The sequence below is a fragment of the Yoonia sp. genome (genome assembly GCF_042093035.1).
Classification (GTDB): domain Bacteria; phylum Pseudomonadota; class Alphaproteobacteria; order Rhodobacterales; family Rhodobacteraceae; genus Yoonia.
Genome location: NZ_JBELFI010000008.1, coordinates 16,322 through 35,783, shown reverse-complemented (window position 1 = coordinate 35,783; position 19,462 = coordinate 16,322). Strand labels below are relative to the sequence as shown.

Genomic DNA, 19,462 nt, shown 5'->3' with positions numbered 1-19,462 from the left:
GGCGCAAAGGGCTCCGACAGCGCTGACATTGCAGAAGACTTGTGGCGTTTCGCTCTCGCTCAGAACCGTCGCACTTGAGAAAGCCGACACAAACGTCCAAACTCCGCTGACATCCGTGTTCACTCACTAAAGCGTGCAAACCGATTGTTCGCGATCTGCATGACATCGCTGATATGCCGCGCTACCAATTGAAAAGCGGCGCCACCCGATGCGACGATCTGCAACTGCCCGCGACCTGACGCAAACACGATGCCGGAGGCCACATGGAACTGAACGCTGACTTCACGAAACGGATCCTACTCAAGACAGCGAATATGCCCTGGGTCGCCTCACCCATGCCCGGTGTTGACCGCCTCATGCTTGACCGGATCGGGGATGAGGTGGCGCGCGCGACCTCTATTGTGCGCTATGCCCCCGGCAGCCAGTTTTCTGCGCATACCCATTCGGGCGGCGAAGAATTCATCGTGCTTGAAGGTGTGTTTCAGGATGAACATGGGGACTACCCGGCAGGCACATATGTGCGCAATCCGCCAACAACGACACATACGCCGGGTGCCGCAGAGGGATGCACGATTTTCGTGAAGCTCTGGCAATTTGATCCCGATGACCGCACTCAATTCCGCAGGGAAATGGCGATTGGTCTGGCAACGGATGAGAACCGGGTACAGACGCAACTTCTACACAGCGATGCCCGTGAAACAGTCCGCCTTCTGTCACTCGCCCCGCATCAATCGGTTGTCGAAACCCCAACCGGCGGTACCGAACTTCTGATGATGTCGGGCACCGCTTCTGAAAGCGATGACACACTGGGCCGCCATGACTGGTTGCGGCTGCCCGAAGGTGCGCCTTTGGTCCTCAAAGCCGGAGATACGGGCGCGCAAATCTGGATCAAGACGGGTCACTTGCTCTTTGCGAAAGCGCCAACGACCTAGGCGCGAAAACCGTCGGGAATAGTATCGCGCCCCTCAAGGATCAGATCTGCCATGACATCTCCCACTTTTGGCGCCATCCCGAAGCCGATCTTGAAACCGCCGTTGGCAATAAACGCGCCCGGCTTCGTCGGATGCGCCCCCAAGACTGGCGCGCGGCTCTTGCTGCGTGGCCGCACGCCAGCCCAGCGCGCGATGACCTGTGCCCCTGCCAGCACGGGAAACGCGCGAAACGCGCGCGCCAAAACATCATCCAACGCCGCATCAACCTCAAAAGGCGCGTCGAAGTCGCGTTCAGAGGTGGACCCCACCGCCACCGTGCCGTCCAGATGCGGAATAATGTGCAGCGCGTCTGCAAATAGCTGCGGTTGCCCGCCTGCATCGTGGCGCAGCAATGCAGCCTGGCCTTTGACACCGTTGCCGCCGATGTCCTTCATTCCGGACCAACCAGTGGCCCAGACGACTTGTCCTTGGGGTGCCCCCGCTTTCACAACCCGGCCACCCTGCGCGACAACCGCATCGGCCAACGCACGCGTCGCGCGTCGGGGATGGATCAGTGCAGAAAGCGTGTCGTGAACCACATAGCCGGTTGGAGAGGGCGGCATCCATGTCGCGTCACCCGATGGCTGCACCTGCCAAACTGCCTTACCTTGCCAAAGGCCCTGTGCGGTTTTCGCACGCATCCGCGCAAGCGCAACCGCGCGATCATCCGCCAAAGGCTGCAGGCGGCCTGAGCGCACGTAGCCAACTTCAGCCTGCGCCAGCGCAGCTACTTCCGACCAGAAGCTTTCTGCCATCATCAGGCTTTCAAATTGAAAGGCCTTTTTGTCATTCCAGTTTTCAGGCACATGCGGGGCCAACGCGCCGACCAGCCCGCCACTTGCGCCAGCGGCCACGCCATTAGGGTCAATCACTTGAACCGCGGCACCGCGCGACGCGCAGGCATAGGCCACCGACAGCCCGAATACACCCGCCCCCATCACAGTCACATCAATCGTTGCCATTCCGCGCCCTTCTGCCCAATGATGGGCCAGACTTAAGGCACGGGGCCATGACAGACCAGACAGCAAAACTAGACTGGCGCAATGGCGTGCCCATCGCGGCGGCTTTTGATGATCCGTATTATTCGCTCGATGATGGCGTTGCCGAAACGACCCATGTGTTCTTGGGTGGCAACGACCTTCCCGCGCGCTTTGGCGGTGACTTTCAAGTGGCAGAGCTTGGCTTCGGGACCGGTCTGAATTTTTTGGTGACCTGGGCTGTGTGGGAAGCAGCGGGCGCAGCTGGCACCTTGCACTTCACCTCTTTCGAGGCGTTTCCGATGGCGGTGGATGACATGCGCGAGGCACTCGCTCAGTTCCCGCGGTTACAATTCTACGCAGACAGACTGCTGGCCATTTGGGACCCGCAAAGGAGCGCTGTCTCAATTGCTGAGCGCGTCACCTTGCATGTTATCAAAGGTGATGCCCGACAAACTGTCCCGCTGTGGGACGGCCAAGCGGACGCGTGGTATCTCGATGGTTTTTCACCTGCAAAGAACCCGCAATTATGGGAGCCCGCGTTGCTGTCGGCGGTCGGGGTGCATACCAAAGCGAAGGGCACTGCTGCGACCTATAGTGCCGCCGGGCACATTCGCAGGGCCTTGCAGGATGCCGGTTTTATCGTCACCAGATCGGCGGGCTTTGGTCGAAAGCGCCACATGACCTCGGCAAGGATGGCAGATGCAGAATAATCAGCGCCTGGGCATTGTGTTGATGATCGCGACAACTTTCGTCTTTGCGGTGCAGGACGGGATTTCCCGGCATCTGGCTGAAACCTACAACGTCATTATGATTGTGATGATCCGCTATTGGTTTTTTGCCGCCTTCGTCATCACCATAGCGACGCGCCAATCAGGGTCCATCCGCGCGGCTGCCGCAACCAGGCAACCGATCTTGCAGATCACACGCGGCACGCTGCTCGCCGTTGAGATTTGCGTGATGGTCAGCGCCTTTGTCCTGCTTGGTCTGGTCGAAAGCCACGCGATATTTGCCAGCTACCCGCTCTTGATCGCCGCCCTATCCGGCCCCGTGCTGGGCGAAAACGTCGGCTGGCGCAGGTGGGTGGCAATTGGCATCGGGTTTATCGGTGTGCTGGTTGTTCTTCAGCCCGGCTACACTGTGTTTGCGCCCGCCGCCGCTGTTCCGCTCGCCTCTGCGTTCATGTTTGCGCTTTACGGCTTGCTCACCCGCTATGCCGCGCGCAAAGACAGCACCGCCACTTCGTTTTTCTGGACCGGCACCTCTGGGGCTGTGGTGATGACACTTGCAGGTGTGTGGTTTTGGGAGCCGATGACGGCCGCCGATTGGCGTTGGATGGCAGCACTTTGTATTACTGGAGCCGCCGGCCATTGGCTGCTTATCAAAACCTACGAGGTCGCAGAGGCAAGCGCGGTGCAACCGTTTGCCTACCTGCAATTGGTTTTCGCCAGTGCAATCGGGATATTCCTGCTGGGCGAAACATTGCGTCCGAATGTGGCTGTGGGAGCCGCGATTGTCGTTGGTGCGGGTTTGTTTACGCTCTGGCGGGCCAAAAAGACCGCCTAGGGGCGCGCAACGGGACGCAGCAACGGCTTTGACCCCAACAACAGATCGGTAAAACGCACCGATCCCGTGATGCCGGTCAGACGCGCTTGATATATCGGGATGCTTTCGGTGACACGCATCACATAGTTCCGCGTTTCGCGAAACGGGATGTGTTCGATCCAATCAACGATATCCATTTCGCGCAAACGTGGATCACCGCGTTCAGATATCCACTGCGCCGGACGGCCCGGACCGGCATTGTATCCCGCAGCGATCATGACAGGCGTCGGTCCAAATTCCTCGGTTAGAAAGGCGAGGTAGGCTGCCCCAAGGGTTGCATTATACTCCCAATCGCTGGTCAAACGCGGTTTGGAATAAGGCAAGCCCAGACCGCCCGCGACCTCTTGCGCGGTTGCTGGCATGACCTGCATCAGCCCCAGCGCACCGACAGGACTACCGATCCCGATGTTAAACTCGCTTTCACGCCGCGCAATGGACAGGGCGATTGATGCATCAACGGGCAAATCCATCTCTGCCAGATCATGGATCGGAAAATAGATTTCGGGGATCAAGATACCACGCGTCACCGCTCTTTTCGCCAGCAACAGCGCGTAATATTCCTCATCGATATCGTTCAGATGCTGGCCCAGCGCGGCAAGACTATCCGCATCCAGACTGCGTCCCAGCGCCGCGAAGAACGTCACCGCAGCGCCGCGTTCCCCGCCAGCCAGCAGGAGTAAACCGGCCTGTACGACTTCATTTTCAAAGACCGGCGCGTTGGACATATCGACCCTGGTTCCGGCCAGGCTATCTTCCAGCGGGCGCCCGATCTTCTCAGAGGCCAGCAAGCCGTAGAAGCTGGTTTGATGCGCGGCGGCCGCACCATAAGCAAGCGTTGCCTGATCTATGTCGCCCTTCACCTCAAATGTGCGTCCGCGCCAATATTGCATCCGCCCCAAGGAAATCGGGCTGCCTGAGACTGCCAGAGCGTTGTCAAAATGCACCAAGGCCTGTGCCGGATCGCCCAGATACGTCAGCGCAATATAGCCGGACAACCACTCCAGATCCGCATAGGACGCCCCATCGGTTAGCTGGTGCCGGGACGCCACGGCATAAGCCTGTTCCGCACGTCCTTCGCGCATCTCCCAACGCGCCAGGACACGGCGCCAGCCTGACCAGCGAAACGGCTCTTGCATGGCGGCAGCGCTGGTCGAACGTGCAAGCAACATCGCTACGGCTTCCGACCGCTCGCCACGCCGTGCGAGCCACAAAAAGCGGTCATAGGCGAGGCCCGCATCATCGCGGCGGTCCGTCGCGATCGCGGCAACACGCTGGGGCAGGTCGCCGGCGCGCAGAAGATACCCTATTCTTGCAGCGATCAGGGCGCGGTCGTCAGGCGCCAGAAGGTCCAGCATCCATTCGGCCTCTGCCCTGCGAGAGCGCCATAACAACTGCTCACTGCGCGCCATATGGTAGGGGGAAAGCATGTCCCCGAAGGCGGCAACCATAGCATCGTGGCCTTCTTCGGTCAGGCGCAGATTAATCCAGGCATCGCGCAAAGCCGCGCGTGCGCCTTCGGTGTCCCCTGTTTGGATCAGCGCCTGCGCGTACCGCACCGCACCAATTCCCGTTTGCGGGGCCACTTGAGCGAACCAGGAGATCACGTCTGCCGGCACTTCAACCCCTTCGTCAATCACCTCCTCAGAGGCGCGCCACAGCTCGCGCAAACCCGGCCAGTCGGGATGTGCTGCTGCAAATGCGCGGTATTCGGCAAAGATGGCATCGCCCGCCCGCAAGCGCAGCCAGGTGACGGCATCTGCCGCCAGTGGCTGTGCATTTGCGGCAAGCGCATAAGCAATATCCCAATCCTCGCCCGTGGCTTCGATGGCGGCAATCCCTTCAGGATCAACGCTTTGTGCGTGGACTGGCACTGCCGCCAGCGTCCATATCGCCAGTCCGACCAATAGCCGCATTCGTCATATCCTGCTCTTTTGCTTTTTTCACAAGTTAGTCGCCACGCGTGACATGGCAACTCACAATACTGACAATCGGCGGGAAACCGACAACGCAATGTGGTACTCTGGGGCTTGTAGGATTTGCGCGCAGGCCCTAGTGTCCGCGCGATTTTACCATTGGCCATACCCGGCCACCAACAAGAAGGAAGCGTGCCATGTTCAAGGGATCACTCCCCGCCCTCGTCACGCCGTTTGCGGACGGCAAAGTTGACGTGGACGCGCTGAAAAAACTTGTGAATTGGCATGTGGATCAGGGCAGCCGTGGTTTGGTGCCGGTGGGCACAACCGGCGAAAGCCCGACGTTGAGCCATGCGGAACATGATCTGGTGGTCGAAACTGTCGTGACAGAGGCCGATGGCCGTATTCCCGTCATCGCAGGCGCAGGATCCAACAACACCGCAGAAACAGTGCGTCTGGTCAAAGCGGCCAAAGCCGCCGGTGCGGATGCGGCACTGGTGGTCACACCCTACTACAACAAACCGACGCAGGCAGGTTTGATCGCGCATTTCACAGCGGCGGCCGACTGCGGTTTGCCGATCGTGATCTACAACATCCCTCCCCGTTCAGTCGTCGATATGACGCCAGACACAATGGCACAACTGGCCAAGCACCCGATGATTATCGGCGTGAAAGACGCAACCGCCGATCTGTCGCGCGTGCCTGCAACACGGATGCGTTGCGGGCCCGATTTCGTGCAACTTTCTGGTGAGGATGCAACGGCGCTGGGGTTCAATGCGCATGGCGGCGTTGGCTGCATATCCGTCACGGCAAACATCGCCCCCAAGCTGATCGCGAGATTTCAGGAAAGCACATTGGCGGGTGACTATGCCGCCGCACTGACGCAATTGGATCGCCTGATGCCCTTGCACGAGGCCGTCTTTACAGAACCCGGTTTGGTTGGCGCGAAATACGGAATGTCCTTGCTGGGGATGTGCCGCGAAGATGTCCGCTCTCCCTTGGTTGGGCTGACAGAGCCGACCAAGCAAAAGATACGCGCTGCTATGGTGCACGCCGGATTGCTCAACTGACGCAAGGTGGATCGTGATCTGCCTTACCTGATCCAGTCATCGGCAATTTCCAACGCGCCGCATCCCCCGAAGGCTGCGGCGCGTTCCAGTTCTGCTGTCAGTGCCTTTGTGCGCCCCGCACCCATCTTCACCCCGCCCTCAGGCCAGAACGCGCGCACGACAAGTCGGTCGCCATGGCGCTTCATATCGATACGCCCGATGATCCTGTCCCCTTCGATGACGGGAAAAACATAGTAGCCATATTTCCGTTTTGGCGCAGGGACGAAAATCTCGATCCGGTAGTGAAACCCGAAAAGTCGTTCTGCCCGTTTTCGATCGCGCAATGCGGGGTCAAATGGGGATAGCACGCGGACGCGCGGGACCGGTTCTTGCTCGGCGCCATCCATGACATCGGGCCGGGCAAAGGACCGCCGCAGCTTTCCATCAGAGCTTTCGACGTCAATTGCGATGATCTGTCGGTCTGCCAATGCAGCCCTGCACCATGCCTTGGCCTCTGCCGGGGTGACATGATCCCAGAATGCTGCCAGCTCTCCGCTTGTAGCAAAGCCCAATCGGTCCAGCGCCCCGGCACAGCACCAGTCAATTGTCTCTTGCGGGTGGGGGCGGCGATTGAGGTGTTCAGACGGGATAACCCGCTCTGTCAAATCGTAGACCTTGGTGAACCCTTCGCGTTTCACGACAGATAGCTGACCAGAGCGCCAAAGATACTCCAAGGCGGTTTTGGACGGATGCCAATCCCACCAGCCACCTGATCCACGGCTTTCGCCACTGCCTACCTGACCGGAGGTACATGCGCCGCCGTCAGATATCCGGCGCAGCACTTCATCAATTTTGCCGTGGAAATCATCGCGCCGCCATTCCTTCCATCTGGACGAAAGGCGGGCCTCATCACGCGAAAACCGCAACCGCCAATGGGCAAAGCTTTCGATCGGGATGATGGCTGCGTCATGCGTCCAATGTTCGAAAAGCTGACGATCGCGATGCAACAAGGCGCCAAGCGCCTTGGGTCGGTATTGTTGCCTGCGCGACCAGAGGGTCAAATCATGCGCACGGGCGAAGGTGTTCACGCTGTCAAGCTGCACAAAGCCGAGATCGCCGATCACCCCTTTCAGGTCAGCACCCTTGCCCGCACCGGAAGGCCGTGTCGCGAGCCGATGCTTGGCGAGAAACAGACGCCGCGCTGCGCTATTGCGCAGGACCGGTACATTCATGTGTCCGCTTTCTCAATCGCGATATGTTGGATACGCAATTGCCGCAGCATTTCAACCATCGCAGCCGTGACCAACCCGATGTTCAACAGGCCGTTCAACGCGGCCATTCCCCCAAGCAGCCGCCATTCCACCGGCAACAGGATGTCACCGAAGCCCAAAGTCGTGAACGCAACGAGAGCGAAGTAGACCGAAAGCTCCAATGTCTCGAAAATACCCAACGCCAGCAAGGTGAATGCCCAAATCCACACCGCGAGCGTCATTTGCAGCAACACCCAAAGCGCCGCGATACAAAGCACCAGGATCAGTTTTGGACGATGCGGCGCGCGCGCCAGCCATGGGCGCATCAGCGTCATGCGCCATTCCAACAGCCAGAGGCTCGACCCTGCGATCATCACCGATAAGATCAACAGTACACTCCCGAGGGCAATTTGTATCAACATCCGCATTCTCCCTGAGGGGGCAACGATCCGGCGCATCTTGTGCCAGCGCGTCCCTTCGCCTATCTGCTGCTCACTATGGCCAAGAAACCCGAAAACAAAAACTACAAAGTCGTCTCTGAAAATCGCCGTGCGCGGTATGATTATGCAATCGAAGATGATTTGGAAGTCGGCATCATCCTGACCGGCTCTGAAGTGAAGTCCCTGCGTACAGGCCAATCAAATATCGCTGACAGCTATGCCAGCGTTGACGACGGTGAGCTTTGGTTAACCAACGCCTATATCGCCCCCTACGACCGCGCGATGTTCAGCCATGAAGAACGACGCAAGCGCAAGCTGCTTGTCGGCAAACGCGAATTGGCGCGGCTGTGGAACGCAACCAAGCGCGAGGGCATGACCCTTGTGCCATTGGTGATGTACTTCAATGATCGCGGACTGGTGAAGCTGAAAATCGCCATCGCAAAAGGCAAAAAGAACCACGACAAACGTCAGACAGAGGCAAAGCGCGATTGGGGTCGGCAAAAGCAGCGTCTGCTGCGCCACGGTGAATAGGAGTTTCCCTTTAAACCGGCGCCATTCCTCTTGTTTTTAGGGGGTCTGCGCGTTACCCGTTGCCCTGAACGCTCTGAGGGGACTGCGCCATGACCGCAACCACACCTGATGATCCCAAAACGCTTGTCAGCACGGATTGGCTGGCAGCCCACCTGAAGGATCCTGATCTGCGGATATTTGATGCCACATGGTATCTGCCGGATGCAGGCCGTGACGCAGAAAACGAATATGCCGCCCAGCACATTCCCGGCGCCCGCTTTTTTGACATTGACGATATCAGCGATGGCCGATCAGAGCTGCCACATATGGCCCCGCCGGTCGAAAAATTCATGTCGCGGATGCGTGCGATGGGTGTCGGTGATGGCCATCAGGTTGTGGTCTATGACGGGCTGGGACTGTTTTCAGCGGCCCGTGTCTGGTGGCTGTTCCGCCTGATGGGTCAGAAAAATATCGCCGTGCTGGATGGTGGTTTGCCCAAATGGCTGGCTGAGGGGCGGCCCGTCACGTCTGATGCGCCGACGATCCGCGACCGGCATATGACCGTGAAATTCGAAGGGCACCGTGTCCGTGACGTCACTGATGTGGCCCGTGCCGCAAAGCTGGGCGATCACAGCATCATCGACGCCCGCGCGCCCGCCCGTTTCCGTGGCGAAGCACCTGAGCCGCGCCCGGGGATGCGCTCTGGTCATATCCCGAATGCGAAGAATGTATTCTACAAGACCCTCTTGAATGCCAATGGCACTATGAAGCCAGCAACCGCGTTGCGCACTGTGTTTCAGGATGCAGGCGTTGACCTGCAAAAGCCTGCGATCACGACCTGCGGGTCTGGTGTTACCGCCGCCGTGCTGGCGCTTGCGCTTGAAAGGATCGGCAAGACCGATCATTCCCTTTACGATGGCTCGTGGTCCGAATGGGGCATGTACGCCGATCTTCCAATCGCTACCGGAGCTTAAATATGCTGGAAAACCTATCCGCCCAACCTGCCGATAAAATCCTGGCACTCATCGCGGAATTCAAAGCGGAGACACGTCCAGACAAGATCGACCTCGGGGTCGGTGTGTATAAGGATGCCACTGGCAATACGCCGGTTATGCGCGCCGTGAAAGAGGCCGAGCGTCGGCTTGTCGCCGATCAGACCTCCAAAGCATACACAGGGATCGCTGGCGATCCGGCATTCAGCGAAGTCATGATTGATCTGGTGCTGGGCGACAGCGTTGCGCGCGCGCGTGTCGCTGCAGTAGCAACACCCGGTGGCACAGGCGCAATTCGCCAAGCGCTTGAGTTGGTTCGACTGGCAGCTCAGAAAGCGACCGTCTGGCTGTCTAACCCCACATGGCCAAACCACCCTTCGATCATAAAGTACCTTGGCATGAACATGGCCGAATACCGCTACTTCGACAGCGAAACGCGCGGTGTGGATTTTGAAGGATTGATGTCCGATCTTGAGAACCTATCAGAGGGTGACGTGGTACTACTGCACGGCTGCTGCCATAATCCGACCGGCGCAAACCTGTCATACGAACAAATGGCGCAGGTCATCGGCGTGATGCAGAAAAAGCGTGCTGTTCCGTTCGTGGACATCGCCTATCAAGGCTTTGGAGACGGGCTGGCGGAAGACGCCAGGATCACACGCCTGATCGCCCGCAGCTTTGATAACTGCCTGATCGCCGCAAGTTGTTCCAAGAACTTCGGCATCTACCGTGAGCGGACCGGCATCTTGATGGCGATTGCCAAAGATGCCGATCAACAGGGAATAACGCAGCAGAACCTTGCGTTCTTGAACCGTCAGAACTTCTCCTCTCCACCCGATCATGGCGCGCGCGTTGTCACAACGATCCTGCAAGACCCCGACTTGCGCGCTGATTGGGAAGCAGAACTGGAAGAAACCCGAAACGGTATGCTGGCTTTGCGCCAGCAGCTGGCGGATGAGCTCAAACGCCTGACCAATAGCGACCGGTTTGACTTTCTGGCACATCACCGGGGTATGTTCAGCCGTCTCGGAACGACGCCGGAAATGGTGGAGAAACTCCGCGCCGAACACGGGATTTACATGGTGGGCGACAGCCGGATGAATATCGCCGGACTGAATGCGCAAACCGTGCCAATCCTTGCGAAGGCGATTGTTGACGCGGGCATCTAGGCAGGAAATCCCAGAACTTCCTTCTGCACCGCAGCGTTTCTATGCTGCGGTCGCAAATATGGCTTGTGAGCGCTTGCGCAATAATATACCCGTTCCGGCGACAATTATGTAATTATCATTCGCCAAGGAGCCAGAAATGTCATTCCGCTTGCAACCCACACCGCCTGCCCGCCCAAACCGCTGCCAGTTGTTTGGTCCCGGCTCAAACACCAAATTGTTTGAGAAAATGGCGGCAAGTGCGGCGGATGTTATCAACCTTGACCTTGAAGACAGCGTCTCGCCTTCGGACAAGGACAGCGCCCGCGCGAATGTCATTCGGGCCATCAATAACGTCGACTGGAACAGCAAATATCTGTCCGTCCGCATCAACGGTCTCGATACGCCTTATTGGTACAAAGATGTCGTGGACCTAATGGAGCAGGCGGGCGACCGGATCGACCAGATCATGATCCCGAAGGTCGGTTGTGCGGCCGACGTTTATGCTGTCGATGCTTTGGTCACTGCGATTGAAACCGCCAAGGGCCGCACGAAGCCCATCAGTTTTGAGGTCATCATCGAATCCGCAGCTGGCATCGCCCATGTTGAGGAAATCGCCGCCAGTTCACCGCGTATGGCCGCGATGAGCCTCGGTGCCGCTGACTTTGCGGCCTCCATGGGGATGCAGACGACGGGTATCGGTGGCACGCAGGAAAACTACTTTATGCTGCACGGTGAAAACCGCCACTACTCCGATCCTTGGCATTGGGCGCAGACGGCGATTGTCGCTGCATGCAGAACGCATGGTGTGCTGCCGGTCGATGGGCCGTTTGGTGATTTCAGCGATGACGAAGGTTATCGCGCGCAGGCCAAACGCTCTGCGACATTGGGGATGGTCGGCAAATGGGCGATCCACCCCAAACAAATCGCATTGGCCAACGAAGTCTTCACACCATCCGACGCAGCCGTCGCGGAGGCGCGCGAAATCCTTGCCGCGATGGAAGATGCCAAGGCGCGCGGTGAAGGTGCTACCGTCTACAAAGGCCGGTTGGTCGATATCGCTTCGATCAAGCAGGCAGAGGTGATTGTCCGCCAATCCGAGATGATCGCGGGCTAGGTGCCAGCCTTCATTGACCGGCGAGCGTCAAGCGACCGTTAGCGTAGCCATCTCGGCAATCGCTAGCGTCGCGCATGATATCCTCTTGCAAAAGCGGGGTCTGGGTCATGCCTGGCCCGGCAAACCGCATATCATCGCATTCGCCGTCATTTGACCAATCGCTACTGTCATTACCAAAGTCGATCTTTCCGTCAGACGCGACACCCAGCAAGCGCAACCTGCCGGCTTTGAAGGCGTTACGACAATCGGTCGCGTCCGCCAGCACATCTTCTTGCAATAGTGGCGTTGACGTCAGGCCCGGCCCGGTAAACCGCCCGTCGTCGCACTCGCCGTCTTTGGCCCATTCACTGCTGTCATCACCGAAGACTATGGATTGGGCATGTGCAGGCGCCCCCACAAAGAGAGCGATTGCAACAATTAGTCCAAGAGTACGCATGGATTTTCCTCTATCTTGAAAGTCATCGAAGTATCCCGCAGTACCGGATTGGATGTAAACAACAATCTTCAGGCGTCCCCTCGGCGTTGCACTTGCCCCATGCTTACGTCATATATTCTTGAGTTGACGCAACAAGGCCGCGACCCGCATGACCCAATACCTCGACTTTGAAAAACCGCTTGCCGAGATCGAAGGCAAGGCCGAAGAGCTCCGTGCGATGGCGCGCGACAATCCTGAGATGGATATCGCGAAAGAGGCCAGCGCATTGGACAAAAAGGCCGATGATCTGCTCACGTCGCTTTATGCGGAATTGACCCCTTGGCGCAAATGTCAGGTTGCACGCCACCCGCAGCGTCCGCATTGCAAAGACTACATTCAGGCATTGTTTACCGAATACACACCACTTGCAGGCGATCGCAACTTTGCTGACGACCATGCCGTGATGGGCGGCATTGCGCGTTTGGACGGGATGCCCGTGATGGTGATTGGCCATGAAAAAGGCGACGACACGAAATCACGCATTGAACGCAATTTTGGCATGGCGCGGCCCGAAGGTTACCGCAAAGCGATTAGGTTGATGGAATTGGCCAATCGCTTTGGTCTGCCCGTCATCACTCTGGTTGACACCCCCGGCGCATATCCCGGCAAGGGCGCAGAAGAGCGTGGCCAATCGGAGGCCATCGCGCGTTCGACGGAAAAATGCCTCGCGTTGAAGGTGCCGTTAATTAGCGTTGTGATCGGTGAAGGCGGCTCGGGCGGGGCGGTTGCATTTGCTTCCGCTAACCGTGTCGCCATGCTGGAGCATTCGATCTATTCGGTCATCAGCCCCGAAGGGTGCGCGTCGATCTTGTGGAAAGACGCCGAAAAGATGCGCGAAGCTGCCGAAGCCCTGCGGTTGACCTCGAAAGACCTCCATGAATTGGGCGTTTGTGACCGTATTATCGCTGAACCACGCGGCGGGGCACATCGCGATAGCGCTGAAGCGATCAAATCTGTCGGTGAAGCGCTTATTCAGATGGTCAATGAACTGCGTGATCTGTCCGGAGATAAACTGCGCAGCGACCGACGGAGCAAATACCTTCAACTCGGCTCAAAGGGTCTCGCGGCCTAAGATTTTGCCATCTTGTGGGTCCGTAGTGGGGCACAATAACAACAATTTGGATCTACGCTGGACACTACATGGTCTTGGGCGCGCGCGCCTCCAAATCGGCATCATTTGTTGTGCTATGAAAACCAGCCTCTTTGTTCAGACGATCCGACGCGGCCTCAATTTCGTTTTCCAGCCGCGCCATGAAGTCAGAGACCTCCAACCCCGGTTCAATTCTTGGCAGAAATTCAAAGACGGCTATTCCTGGCTTGCGCAGCACACCGCGCTTGGGCCAGAACACGCCGACATTGGTGGCTACGGGCACCAAAGGCTGGCCAAGCTCACGGTAGAGCGCACCGGTCCCAATTTTGTAGGGCGCCTTCACGCCCGGCGCGATCCGCGTACCTTGCGGATAGATAATTAATTGTCCAGCACGCGCGCGCCCTGCTTTCACGTCGGCAACCATCTTCTTAATCGCCTGCCCGCGCTTGCCGCGATCAACGGGGATGCACCCGATCCGCAGCCCGAATTGACCAATTATCGGTGCATATTTGAGGATCGCCTTAAAGATGAATTTGCCCCGCGGCATGGCGCCATAAATAATCAAGACGTCAAAGAAAGACTGATGCTTTGGCGCGACCATCACCTCATCTGTCGGCGGCTCGCCGCGAATTTCGCATTTGAGGCCGATCATCCAGGACGCACTCCAGCGAATGTAGCGGCAATAGGCATGGCAAGCCGCAACGGCACCATCCGCCGAAATGATGGCCGCAGGCGCATAGAGGATACCGACGACCAACAGCGCGACATACATGTGCACGTTGAAGATCAGCGATCGGACCCATTGAATTGCAGTGCTCATGTTTGTTCCCTTAATTTGCGGAAGGCGGGGCGCGGGGCGAAATACCTTACGATTGCGGCCAGTATTGGCACAAGTCGCCGCAATAGCCACGCCATACCGCCAAATCCAAACCATCGTCTTTCGCGTTTAATCACGGTATTTCCTTCGCGCGTCGACGCCTTTTGCCCAAATCCAGTCGCGGTTTCAATGCGTTCTGACTGCAACACCAGGAATCCCACGACGTTTAACGCTGGCAATCAGCAACAGGTCGGGGCTAGACTATGGGCCAAACGCGGGCTCAATCCAAAGGATATCAGATGCGCCTCATCTGTCCGAATTGTGATGCACAGTACAATGTTGCCGATGACACATTTGCCGGCGGGGGCCGCGATGTCCAGTGTTCGAGTTGCGACCACACGTGGTTCCAGACCAAGCGGCGGGCAAATGTCAGCCGTGAGGTGTCGCGGGTTTTGTCAACGCCGATGCCCTCGGTGAGAAAGACAAAATCGCGTGGATTGGGTACCTACGACTCACAGCAAAGCGTCGTAAAGTCACAGGCCCATGATACCCCGCAGGGTGCCGCACAAACGGACGGTCCAAAGCATCAGCCGATCAAAGACGGACCGCGCCACCGCGCTGTCGATCCTGAGGTCGCCAATATCCTGAAAGAGGAAGCAGCAACACGGCGCAAACAGACAGATTACAGCACGCAGACCCGGCAAAAGTCACGCGACCTGAAGCCTCAGGACATCGAGGAAACGCTGCGCCGTGTGTCAGAGATGACCGTCGAAAGCGGCGGCACCCTAGCTGGCGAAAGCCCTGCCGTGGCTGCTGCCGTCGCCGCGGCGTCTCAGGCTGATCCACGCGCGATACCTGACATCACCGAAATAAACACAGCGCTGCGCGCCCGCGCCGAGGCCACAGATCAAGGTGGTCTGATTGAACTTCAGACCGTAAGGCGCAAGCGGCGCGGCTTTCGGCGCGGTTTCTTTGTTGTGCTGCTTCTGGTCGCCATCGCGGTGGGACCATACATCTTTGCCGAAGAGATTGTGAACGCAATGCCCGAATGGCGTGCGCAAATGACGACCTATGTTGCTGTCATGGACGAACTTCGGCGCTCGCTGAACCTCGCGCTGGACACCATCACCGGTCTCTTCACTTAAGCCCTAGAATTGATCCAGCAGACGGCGCAGGTAGTCGCGCTCAAGCTCTGGTCTGTCTTGCTCTGCAGAACGTCTGCGGATCTCATCCAACAGCTCTTCTGCGCGGCGGTTGATATCCTCGCCGTTCAAGAGGCTCTCTGAGGTCCCCAATTGCCCCGAATTGCCCATCGACCGGCCAAGTGGATCGCGGCCGTCCTGACCGGGGTTGCCATTCGCCTGTCCCTGCTCTGATCCCTGACCTGGTTCGATGTTCTGGTTTTCGGCCAGGGCCTGACCCAGTTGGCGCATCCCATTGCGCAATGCGTCCATCGCCTGCGCCTGACGGTCGATCGCTTGCGGCAGGTCCCCCTCACGCAAAGCTTCCTCCGCGCCTTCCATGGCACCTTCCGCGCGTTCCAGAGACCGCCGCGCAATATCGCCGCTTTCGCCGGGGAGCGACGGAAGCCCGTCGCGCTGGCGTTGCAGCTCTTGGCGCAGGGCTTGCTGGCGGTCGGCAAGACTGCGCGGATCGCCTTGCCCGCCAGTGCCATTGTCGGCCTGCTGGCCATTCTGGGCATCACGGCCAACACCTTGACCTTGACCTTGCTGGCCGTCTTGGCCTTGCTGACCCTGAGTGCCCTGTTGCCCCTGATTGCCCGGTTGCCCCGGTTGCTGCTGACCGTTTTGATCTTGGTTGAACTGCTCTTGCAGATCGCCAAAGGCATCATCCGACAGCTCTTCCTGCTCGCGCAGCGTGTCGGTAAGATCCTGCATGGATTGCTGACCGGGCGAAGGCGACCCTTCCCCGCCTTCGCCTTGGGTGACCCGCATGTTTTCCATCAACTGGTTAAGCTGTTCCATCAGCTCTTGCGCTTCGGCCATGCGGCCTTCCTGCATCAGCTCTTCAATCCGATCCAGAAGCGCCTGCAACTCATCCATCGACATGCGCTCACCGTTTTGCCCGTTGTCGGCCTGATCGGTTCCGTCTGATGGCTCCGCTTCCTGGGCAAGCATCCGCATGTATTCGTCAGTGGCTTCGCGCAACTCTTGCATGAGTTCCGCGATTTCTTCGTCGGAGGCGCCGTTGCGCATAGCCTCCGCCAGTCGCTCCTGCGCGCGGCGCAACCGTTCACGCGCATCAGCGAGCCGGCCATCCTCAAGCTGCACAGCGAGATCCCAAAGGGCTTGCACGACTTCCGCCTTCGCATTTTCCGTTGCGCCAAACTCTTTCATCTGGTCCATCTGCCGGATGATGGCGCGCAATCGCAAATAAGTCGTTTCCGACGAAAACAGGCCTTCGGGGCGGTGCGATATCGCACGCAAAATCTGGTTCACACGCGTCAGGTTATCCTGCGACCACATGAAATCGCGCCGCTGCTCAATCACCGCGCGCGCGAAGGGTTCAAAGAAGCGGCGGCCGGGCAGGATCATAGGCTCTGCCGGTGTCACGCCGGTTTGTCCGGCATCGTCCGTGACCGAAAGCTGCATCGTCACAGGCAGGTTGGCCAGCGGGTGTTCACTGAGGTTGTCGATGAGAAATTCTTCGAAGTCGCTCCGATCGCCCGTAAATGGCATCGGCAAATCAAGCACCAACGGGTCGATGGGATCAGGTGCAACCGCAAGCCCGTAGCGGCGATCAACCGCTGCCAGATCAAGCGTGATCGTCGCAAAACCCGAGATCACCCCATAGTCATCATAAGCCACAAATGGCTGAGACATCTCGCCCATGGCATCCGATTCAATCGGGCCCGTCATTTCGACTTCGGGTGGTTGGTCTGCAATCGCGGTGACGTTCCACGTCGTTTGCCCGGCCCCGCCAATCGTCAAAACGCCCGACTGCGTAATCTCGAACTGTTGCTGGGCATCAGACGCGGCCCCCAGTTCTTCCAGGCGCCCTGAGACGGTCTCGGCCACCGTTAAAGCCCCGACTTCGCCATAAAGGCGCAAGGTGACCTGACTGCCTTCCGGCACCTGCAAGCGACCCGGCGGGACGTCGTTAAGGTAGATCGCAGGTTTACCGGTGTAGGCCGGTGGCTCCACCCACCCTTCCCAAACCGGACCCGACGCAAGGCTTTGCTGCGAGCCGGTGACGATCTCTCCGACCGAACCGATGCGCAGAAGCGAACCAAAGGTGAGCGCTGCAACGAAAAACAACAATGCGATGAACCGCAGACCGTAAGGGTCGCGGTCTGAGATACGCAGGTCTGGTTCAACCGGTCGCGCGTCCTTTGTGCGCGCTGACATGCGTGCCAAATGGGCCCGCCAGACCGCCTCTGATGCGGGATCACCGCTGCCAATCGCCTGCGTGTCCGCAATCGCGGCAATCGGACGCCCCGGCAGGCTGGCATCCACCCGTTCAAGCGCTTCTGCTGGTGCAGGGATGCGGAAACGGCGGAGACCCCAGATCAGCGTCCCGATCAAGGCGATCGCGCCAATGACGGCTCCGCCCCAAAACACTTCAAGCGGTACAATCTCGTGCCATCCCATCATCAGCGGGGCAAGTCCTGCAAAAAGAGCCGTCCAGAAGGGCCAGAACGCGCGCACGACCTGTTCGGCCACCATCCCAAGTCGGGTGGCGGCGACAGGCCAGCGCAAATGGCGCATGTCGTCGGTATGAGGCTTCAGCGGCCTTCTCCATTTGTCGCGGACTGACCAGAGGCGGTTAGTCCGGGATCAGTCCAACCATGCAGGCAGTGTATCACGTGAAATCATTTCTTCATATGTAGGGCGTGCGCGAATAACTGCAAACTGATCGCCATCGACCAGCACCTCCGGGATCAGGGGGCGGGAATTATATTCGGACGCCATCACCGCGCCATATGCCCCCGCTGAGCGGAATGCGACCAGGTCATCGGCCTGAACGCGTGGCATTTGGCGCGCTTTGGCAAATGTATCGCCGCTTTCGCAAACCGGTCCGACGACGTCGTATGTTGCCGGTGCCCCCCCCGGCGCAGGTTCAACCACCGGGACAATATCATGCCAGGCCTCGTACATGGCGGGCCTAATCAAATCATTCATCGCACCATCTAGGATAAGAAACTCCCGGTCTTCGCCCGCTTTCACATAGATCACCTTGGACACCATCAGGCCTGCATTTCCTGAAATCAGGCGCCCCGGTTCAATCTCGATCTCGCAGCCCAAATGCCCGACAGTGCGCTGAATAAGCGCGCCGTAATCCGTCGGCAGCGGTGGCGCCTCGTTTGATCGGGCGTAGGGAATACCCAATCCACCACCGAGATCGAGCCGCTTGATTTCATGCCCGTCGGCACGCAATTGCTCGGTCAACTCGGCAACTTTCCTGTAGGCAGTCTCAAACGGCGCAAGCTCCGTCAGTTGCGAGCCGATATGCACGTCTATGCCCACAACCTCTAGACCCGCCATGGCACCCGCCATCGCATAAACTTCACGGGCCCGGCTGATCGGAATACCGAATTTGTTCTCGGATTTTCCGGTGGCAATTTTTGCATGGGTCTTGGCGTCCACGTCAGGGTTCACCCGAATGGTGATAGGCACGGCGGCACCAAGAGACTGCGCCACCTTATCCAACATGACCATTTCGGGTTCGCTTTCGACATTGAACTGGCGAATGCCGCCAGTGATAGCCAGACGCATTTCATCAGCGGTCTTGCCCACGCCGGAAAAGACAATCCGCTCACCGGGCACGCCCGCGGCCTTGGCGCGCATGTATTCGCCGCCAGACACCACATCCATGCCGGCACCCGCGTCACCCAGCAGTTTGATGACGGCCTGATTGGACAAAGACTTCATCGCAAAGCACACGAGATGCGCGCCCCACGACAATGCCTCGTCAAAGAGGCTGAAATGGCGTTTTAGAGTGGCCGTCGAATAGACATAGAACGGCGTGCCGACAGCGGCGGCGATATCGGCCACGGGCACGTCTTCGGCATAAAGCGCACCGTCACGATAAAGAAAATGATCCACGTCTATGATCCTCGTCCAAGCCAGTTTTTTGGACATAGCAGAAGA

At 58.5% G+C, this 19,462-nt stretch carries 18 protein-coding genes; 10 read left to right on the top strand and 8 right to left on the bottom strand.

Features of this window, described 5'->3' with window-relative positions:
• The first annotated feature begins 263 nt into the window (after window positions 1–263).
• Window positions 264–932 (top strand): cupin domain-containing protein, encoded by a 669-nt coding sequence (locus ACFDSS_RS02575; RefSeq protein ID WP_375254196.1) that lies wholly within the window; start codon window positions 264–266, stop codon window positions 930–932.
• Here the strand turns inward: ACFDSS_RS02575 and ACFDSS_RS02570 are convergent.
• Window positions 929–1,933, bottom strand: a complete 1,005-nt coding sequence (locus tag ACFDSS_RS02570) for an NAD(P)/FAD-dependent oxidoreductase (protein WP_375254195.1) — start codon at window positions 1,931–1,933, stop codon at window positions 929–931. The two genes, ACFDSS_RS02575 and ACFDSS_RS02570, sit on opposite strands and share 4 nt — an antisense overlap.
• A gap of 47 nt (window positions 1,934–1,980) precedes the next feature.
• On the opposite strand from ACFDSS_RS02570, the gene mnmD reads away from it, so the two are divergent.
• Window positions 1,981–2,661: a tRNA (5-methylaminomethyl-2-thiouridine)(34)-methyltransferase MnmD gene (gene mnmD / locus ACFDSS_RS02565; protein WP_375254194.1), complete on the top strand. Its 681-nt coding sequence runs from the start codon at window positions 1,981–1,983 to the stop codon at window positions 2,659–2,661.
• The gene (locus tag ACFDSS_RS02560) at window positions 2,651–3,514 is read left to right on the top strand and encodes a DMT family transporter (RefSeq protein WP_375254193.1); all 864 of its coding nucleotides are present in this window, start codon (window positions 2,651–2,653) and stop codon (window positions 3,512–3,514) included. The genes mnmD and ACFDSS_RS02560 overlap by 11 nt, the downstream gene beginning before the upstream one ends.
• Here ACFDSS_RS02560 and ACFDSS_RS02555 read toward each other — a convergent pair.
• Window positions 3,511–5,466: a transglycosylase SLT domain-containing protein gene (locus ACFDSS_RS02555; protein ID WP_375254192.1), complete on the bottom strand. Its 1,956-nt coding sequence runs from the start codon at window positions 5,464–5,466 to the stop codon at window positions 3,511–3,513. The genes ACFDSS_RS02560 and ACFDSS_RS02555 overlap by 4 nt on opposite strands.
• A 197-nt stretch (window positions 5,467–5,663) precedes the next feature.
• On the opposite strand from ACFDSS_RS02555, the gene dapA reads away from it, so the two are divergent.
• Window positions 5,664–6,536 (top strand): 4-hydroxy-tetrahydrodipicolinate synthase, encoded by an 873-nt coding sequence (dapA, locus tag ACFDSS_RS02550; protein ID WP_375254191.1) that lies wholly within the window; start codon window positions 5,664–5,666, stop codon window positions 6,534–6,536.
• 23 nt (window positions 6,537–6,559) lie between these two features.
• On the opposite strand, the gene ACFDSS_RS02545 is transcribed toward dapA, so the two are convergent.
• Both ACFDSS_RS02545 and ACFDSS_RS02540 read right to left on the bottom strand, forming a co-directional pair.
• Window positions 6,560–7,747 carry a winged helix-turn-helix domain-containing protein gene (locus tag ACFDSS_RS02545; protein WP_375254190.1) on the bottom strand — a complete coding sequence of 396 codons (1,188 nt, stop codon included), beginning with the start codon at window positions 7,745–7,747 and terminating at the stop codon, window positions 6,560–6,562.
• Entirely contained in the window at window positions 7,744–8,187 is a 444-nt protein-coding gene (locus ACFDSS_RS02540; RefSeq protein ID WP_375254189.1) for an ion channel, read from the bottom strand. The genes ACFDSS_RS02545 and ACFDSS_RS02540 overlap by 4 nt, the downstream gene beginning before the upstream one ends.
• Window positions 8,188–8,262: 75 nt before the next feature.
• Between ACFDSS_RS02540 and smpB the strand changes: the two genes are divergently transcribed.
• The 4 genes from smpB to ACFDSS_RS02520 all read left to right on the top strand — a co-directional run bounded on the left by smpB (window position 8,263) and on the right by ACFDSS_RS02520 (window position 11,969).
• Entirely contained in the window at window positions 8,263–8,736 is a 474-nt protein-coding gene (gene smpB, locus ACFDSS_RS02535; protein WP_375254188.1) for an SsrA-binding protein SmpB, read from the top strand.
• Between the two features lie 89 nt (window positions 8,737–8,825).
• Window positions 8,826–9,689, top strand: coding sequence for a 3-mercaptopyruvate sulfurtransferase (gene sseA, locus ACFDSS_RS02530; RefSeq protein WP_375254187.1), 864 nt, complete (start codon window positions 8,826–8,828; stop codon window positions 9,687–9,689).
• Window positions 9,690–9,691: 2 nt separating this feature from the next.
• Window positions 9,692–10,876 (top strand): aromatic amino acid transaminase, encoded by a 1,185-nt coding sequence (locus tag ACFDSS_RS02525; RefSeq protein ID WP_375254186.1) that lies wholly within the window; start codon window positions 9,692–9,694, stop codon window positions 10,874–10,876.
• A gap of 136 nt (window positions 10,877–11,012) precedes the next feature.
• Window positions 11,013–11,969, top strand: coding sequence for an L-malyl-CoA/beta-methylmalyl-CoA lyase (locus ACFDSS_RS02520; protein ID WP_375254185.1), 957 nt, complete (start codon window positions 11,013–11,015; stop codon window positions 11,967–11,969).
• Between the two features lie 10 nt (window positions 11,970–11,979).
• Here the strand turns inward: ACFDSS_RS02520 and ACFDSS_RS02515 are convergent, their stop codons facing one another.
• The gene (locus ACFDSS_RS02515; protein WP_375254184.1) at window positions 11,980–12,405 is read right to left on the bottom strand and encodes a hypothetical protein; all 426 of its coding nucleotides are present in this window, start codon (window positions 12,403–12,405) and stop codon (window positions 11,980–11,982) included.
• A gap of 148 nt (window positions 12,406–12,553) precedes the next feature.
• On the opposite strand from ACFDSS_RS02515, the gene ACFDSS_RS02510 reads away from it, so the two are divergent.
• Window positions 12,554–13,516 (top strand): acetyl-CoA carboxylase carboxyltransferase subunit alpha, encoded by a 963-nt coding sequence (locus tag ACFDSS_RS02510; protein ID WP_375254183.1) that lies wholly within the window; start codon window positions 12,554–12,556, stop codon window positions 13,514–13,516.
• Window positions 13,517–13,580: 64 nt separating this feature from the next.
• Here ACFDSS_RS02510 and ACFDSS_RS02505 read toward each other — a convergent pair whose 3' ends face one another.
• Window positions 13,581–14,354: a lysophospholipid acyltransferase family protein gene (locus ACFDSS_RS02505; protein ID WP_375254182.1), complete on the bottom strand. Its 774-nt coding sequence runs from the start codon at window positions 14,352–14,354 to the stop codon at window positions 13,581–13,583.
• A gap of 296 nt (window positions 14,355–14,650) precedes the next feature.
• Between ACFDSS_RS02505 and ACFDSS_RS02500 the strand changes: the two genes are divergently transcribed.
• On the top strand, window positions 14,651–15,496 hold the full coding sequence (locus tag ACFDSS_RS02500) for a zinc-ribbon domain-containing protein (protein WP_375254181.1): 846 nt from the start codon (window positions 14,651–14,653) through the stop codon (window positions 15,494–15,496).
• 3 nt (window positions 15,497–15,499) lie between these two features.
• Here the strand turns inward: ACFDSS_RS02500 and ACFDSS_RS02495 are convergent, their stop codons facing one another.
• Entirely contained in the window at window positions 15,500–18,079 is a 2,580-nt protein-coding gene (locus ACFDSS_RS02495) for a TIGR02302 family protein (protein ID WP_375254180.1), read from the bottom strand.
• Window positions 18,080–18,148: 69 nt separating this feature from the next.
• Window positions 18,149–19,417 (bottom strand): diaminopimelate decarboxylase, encoded by a 1,269-nt coding sequence (gene lysA, locus ACFDSS_RS02490; RefSeq protein ID WP_375254179.1) that lies wholly within the window; start codon window positions 19,415–19,417, stop codon window positions 18,149–18,151.
• Window positions 19,418–19,462: the final 45 nt, after the last annotated feature.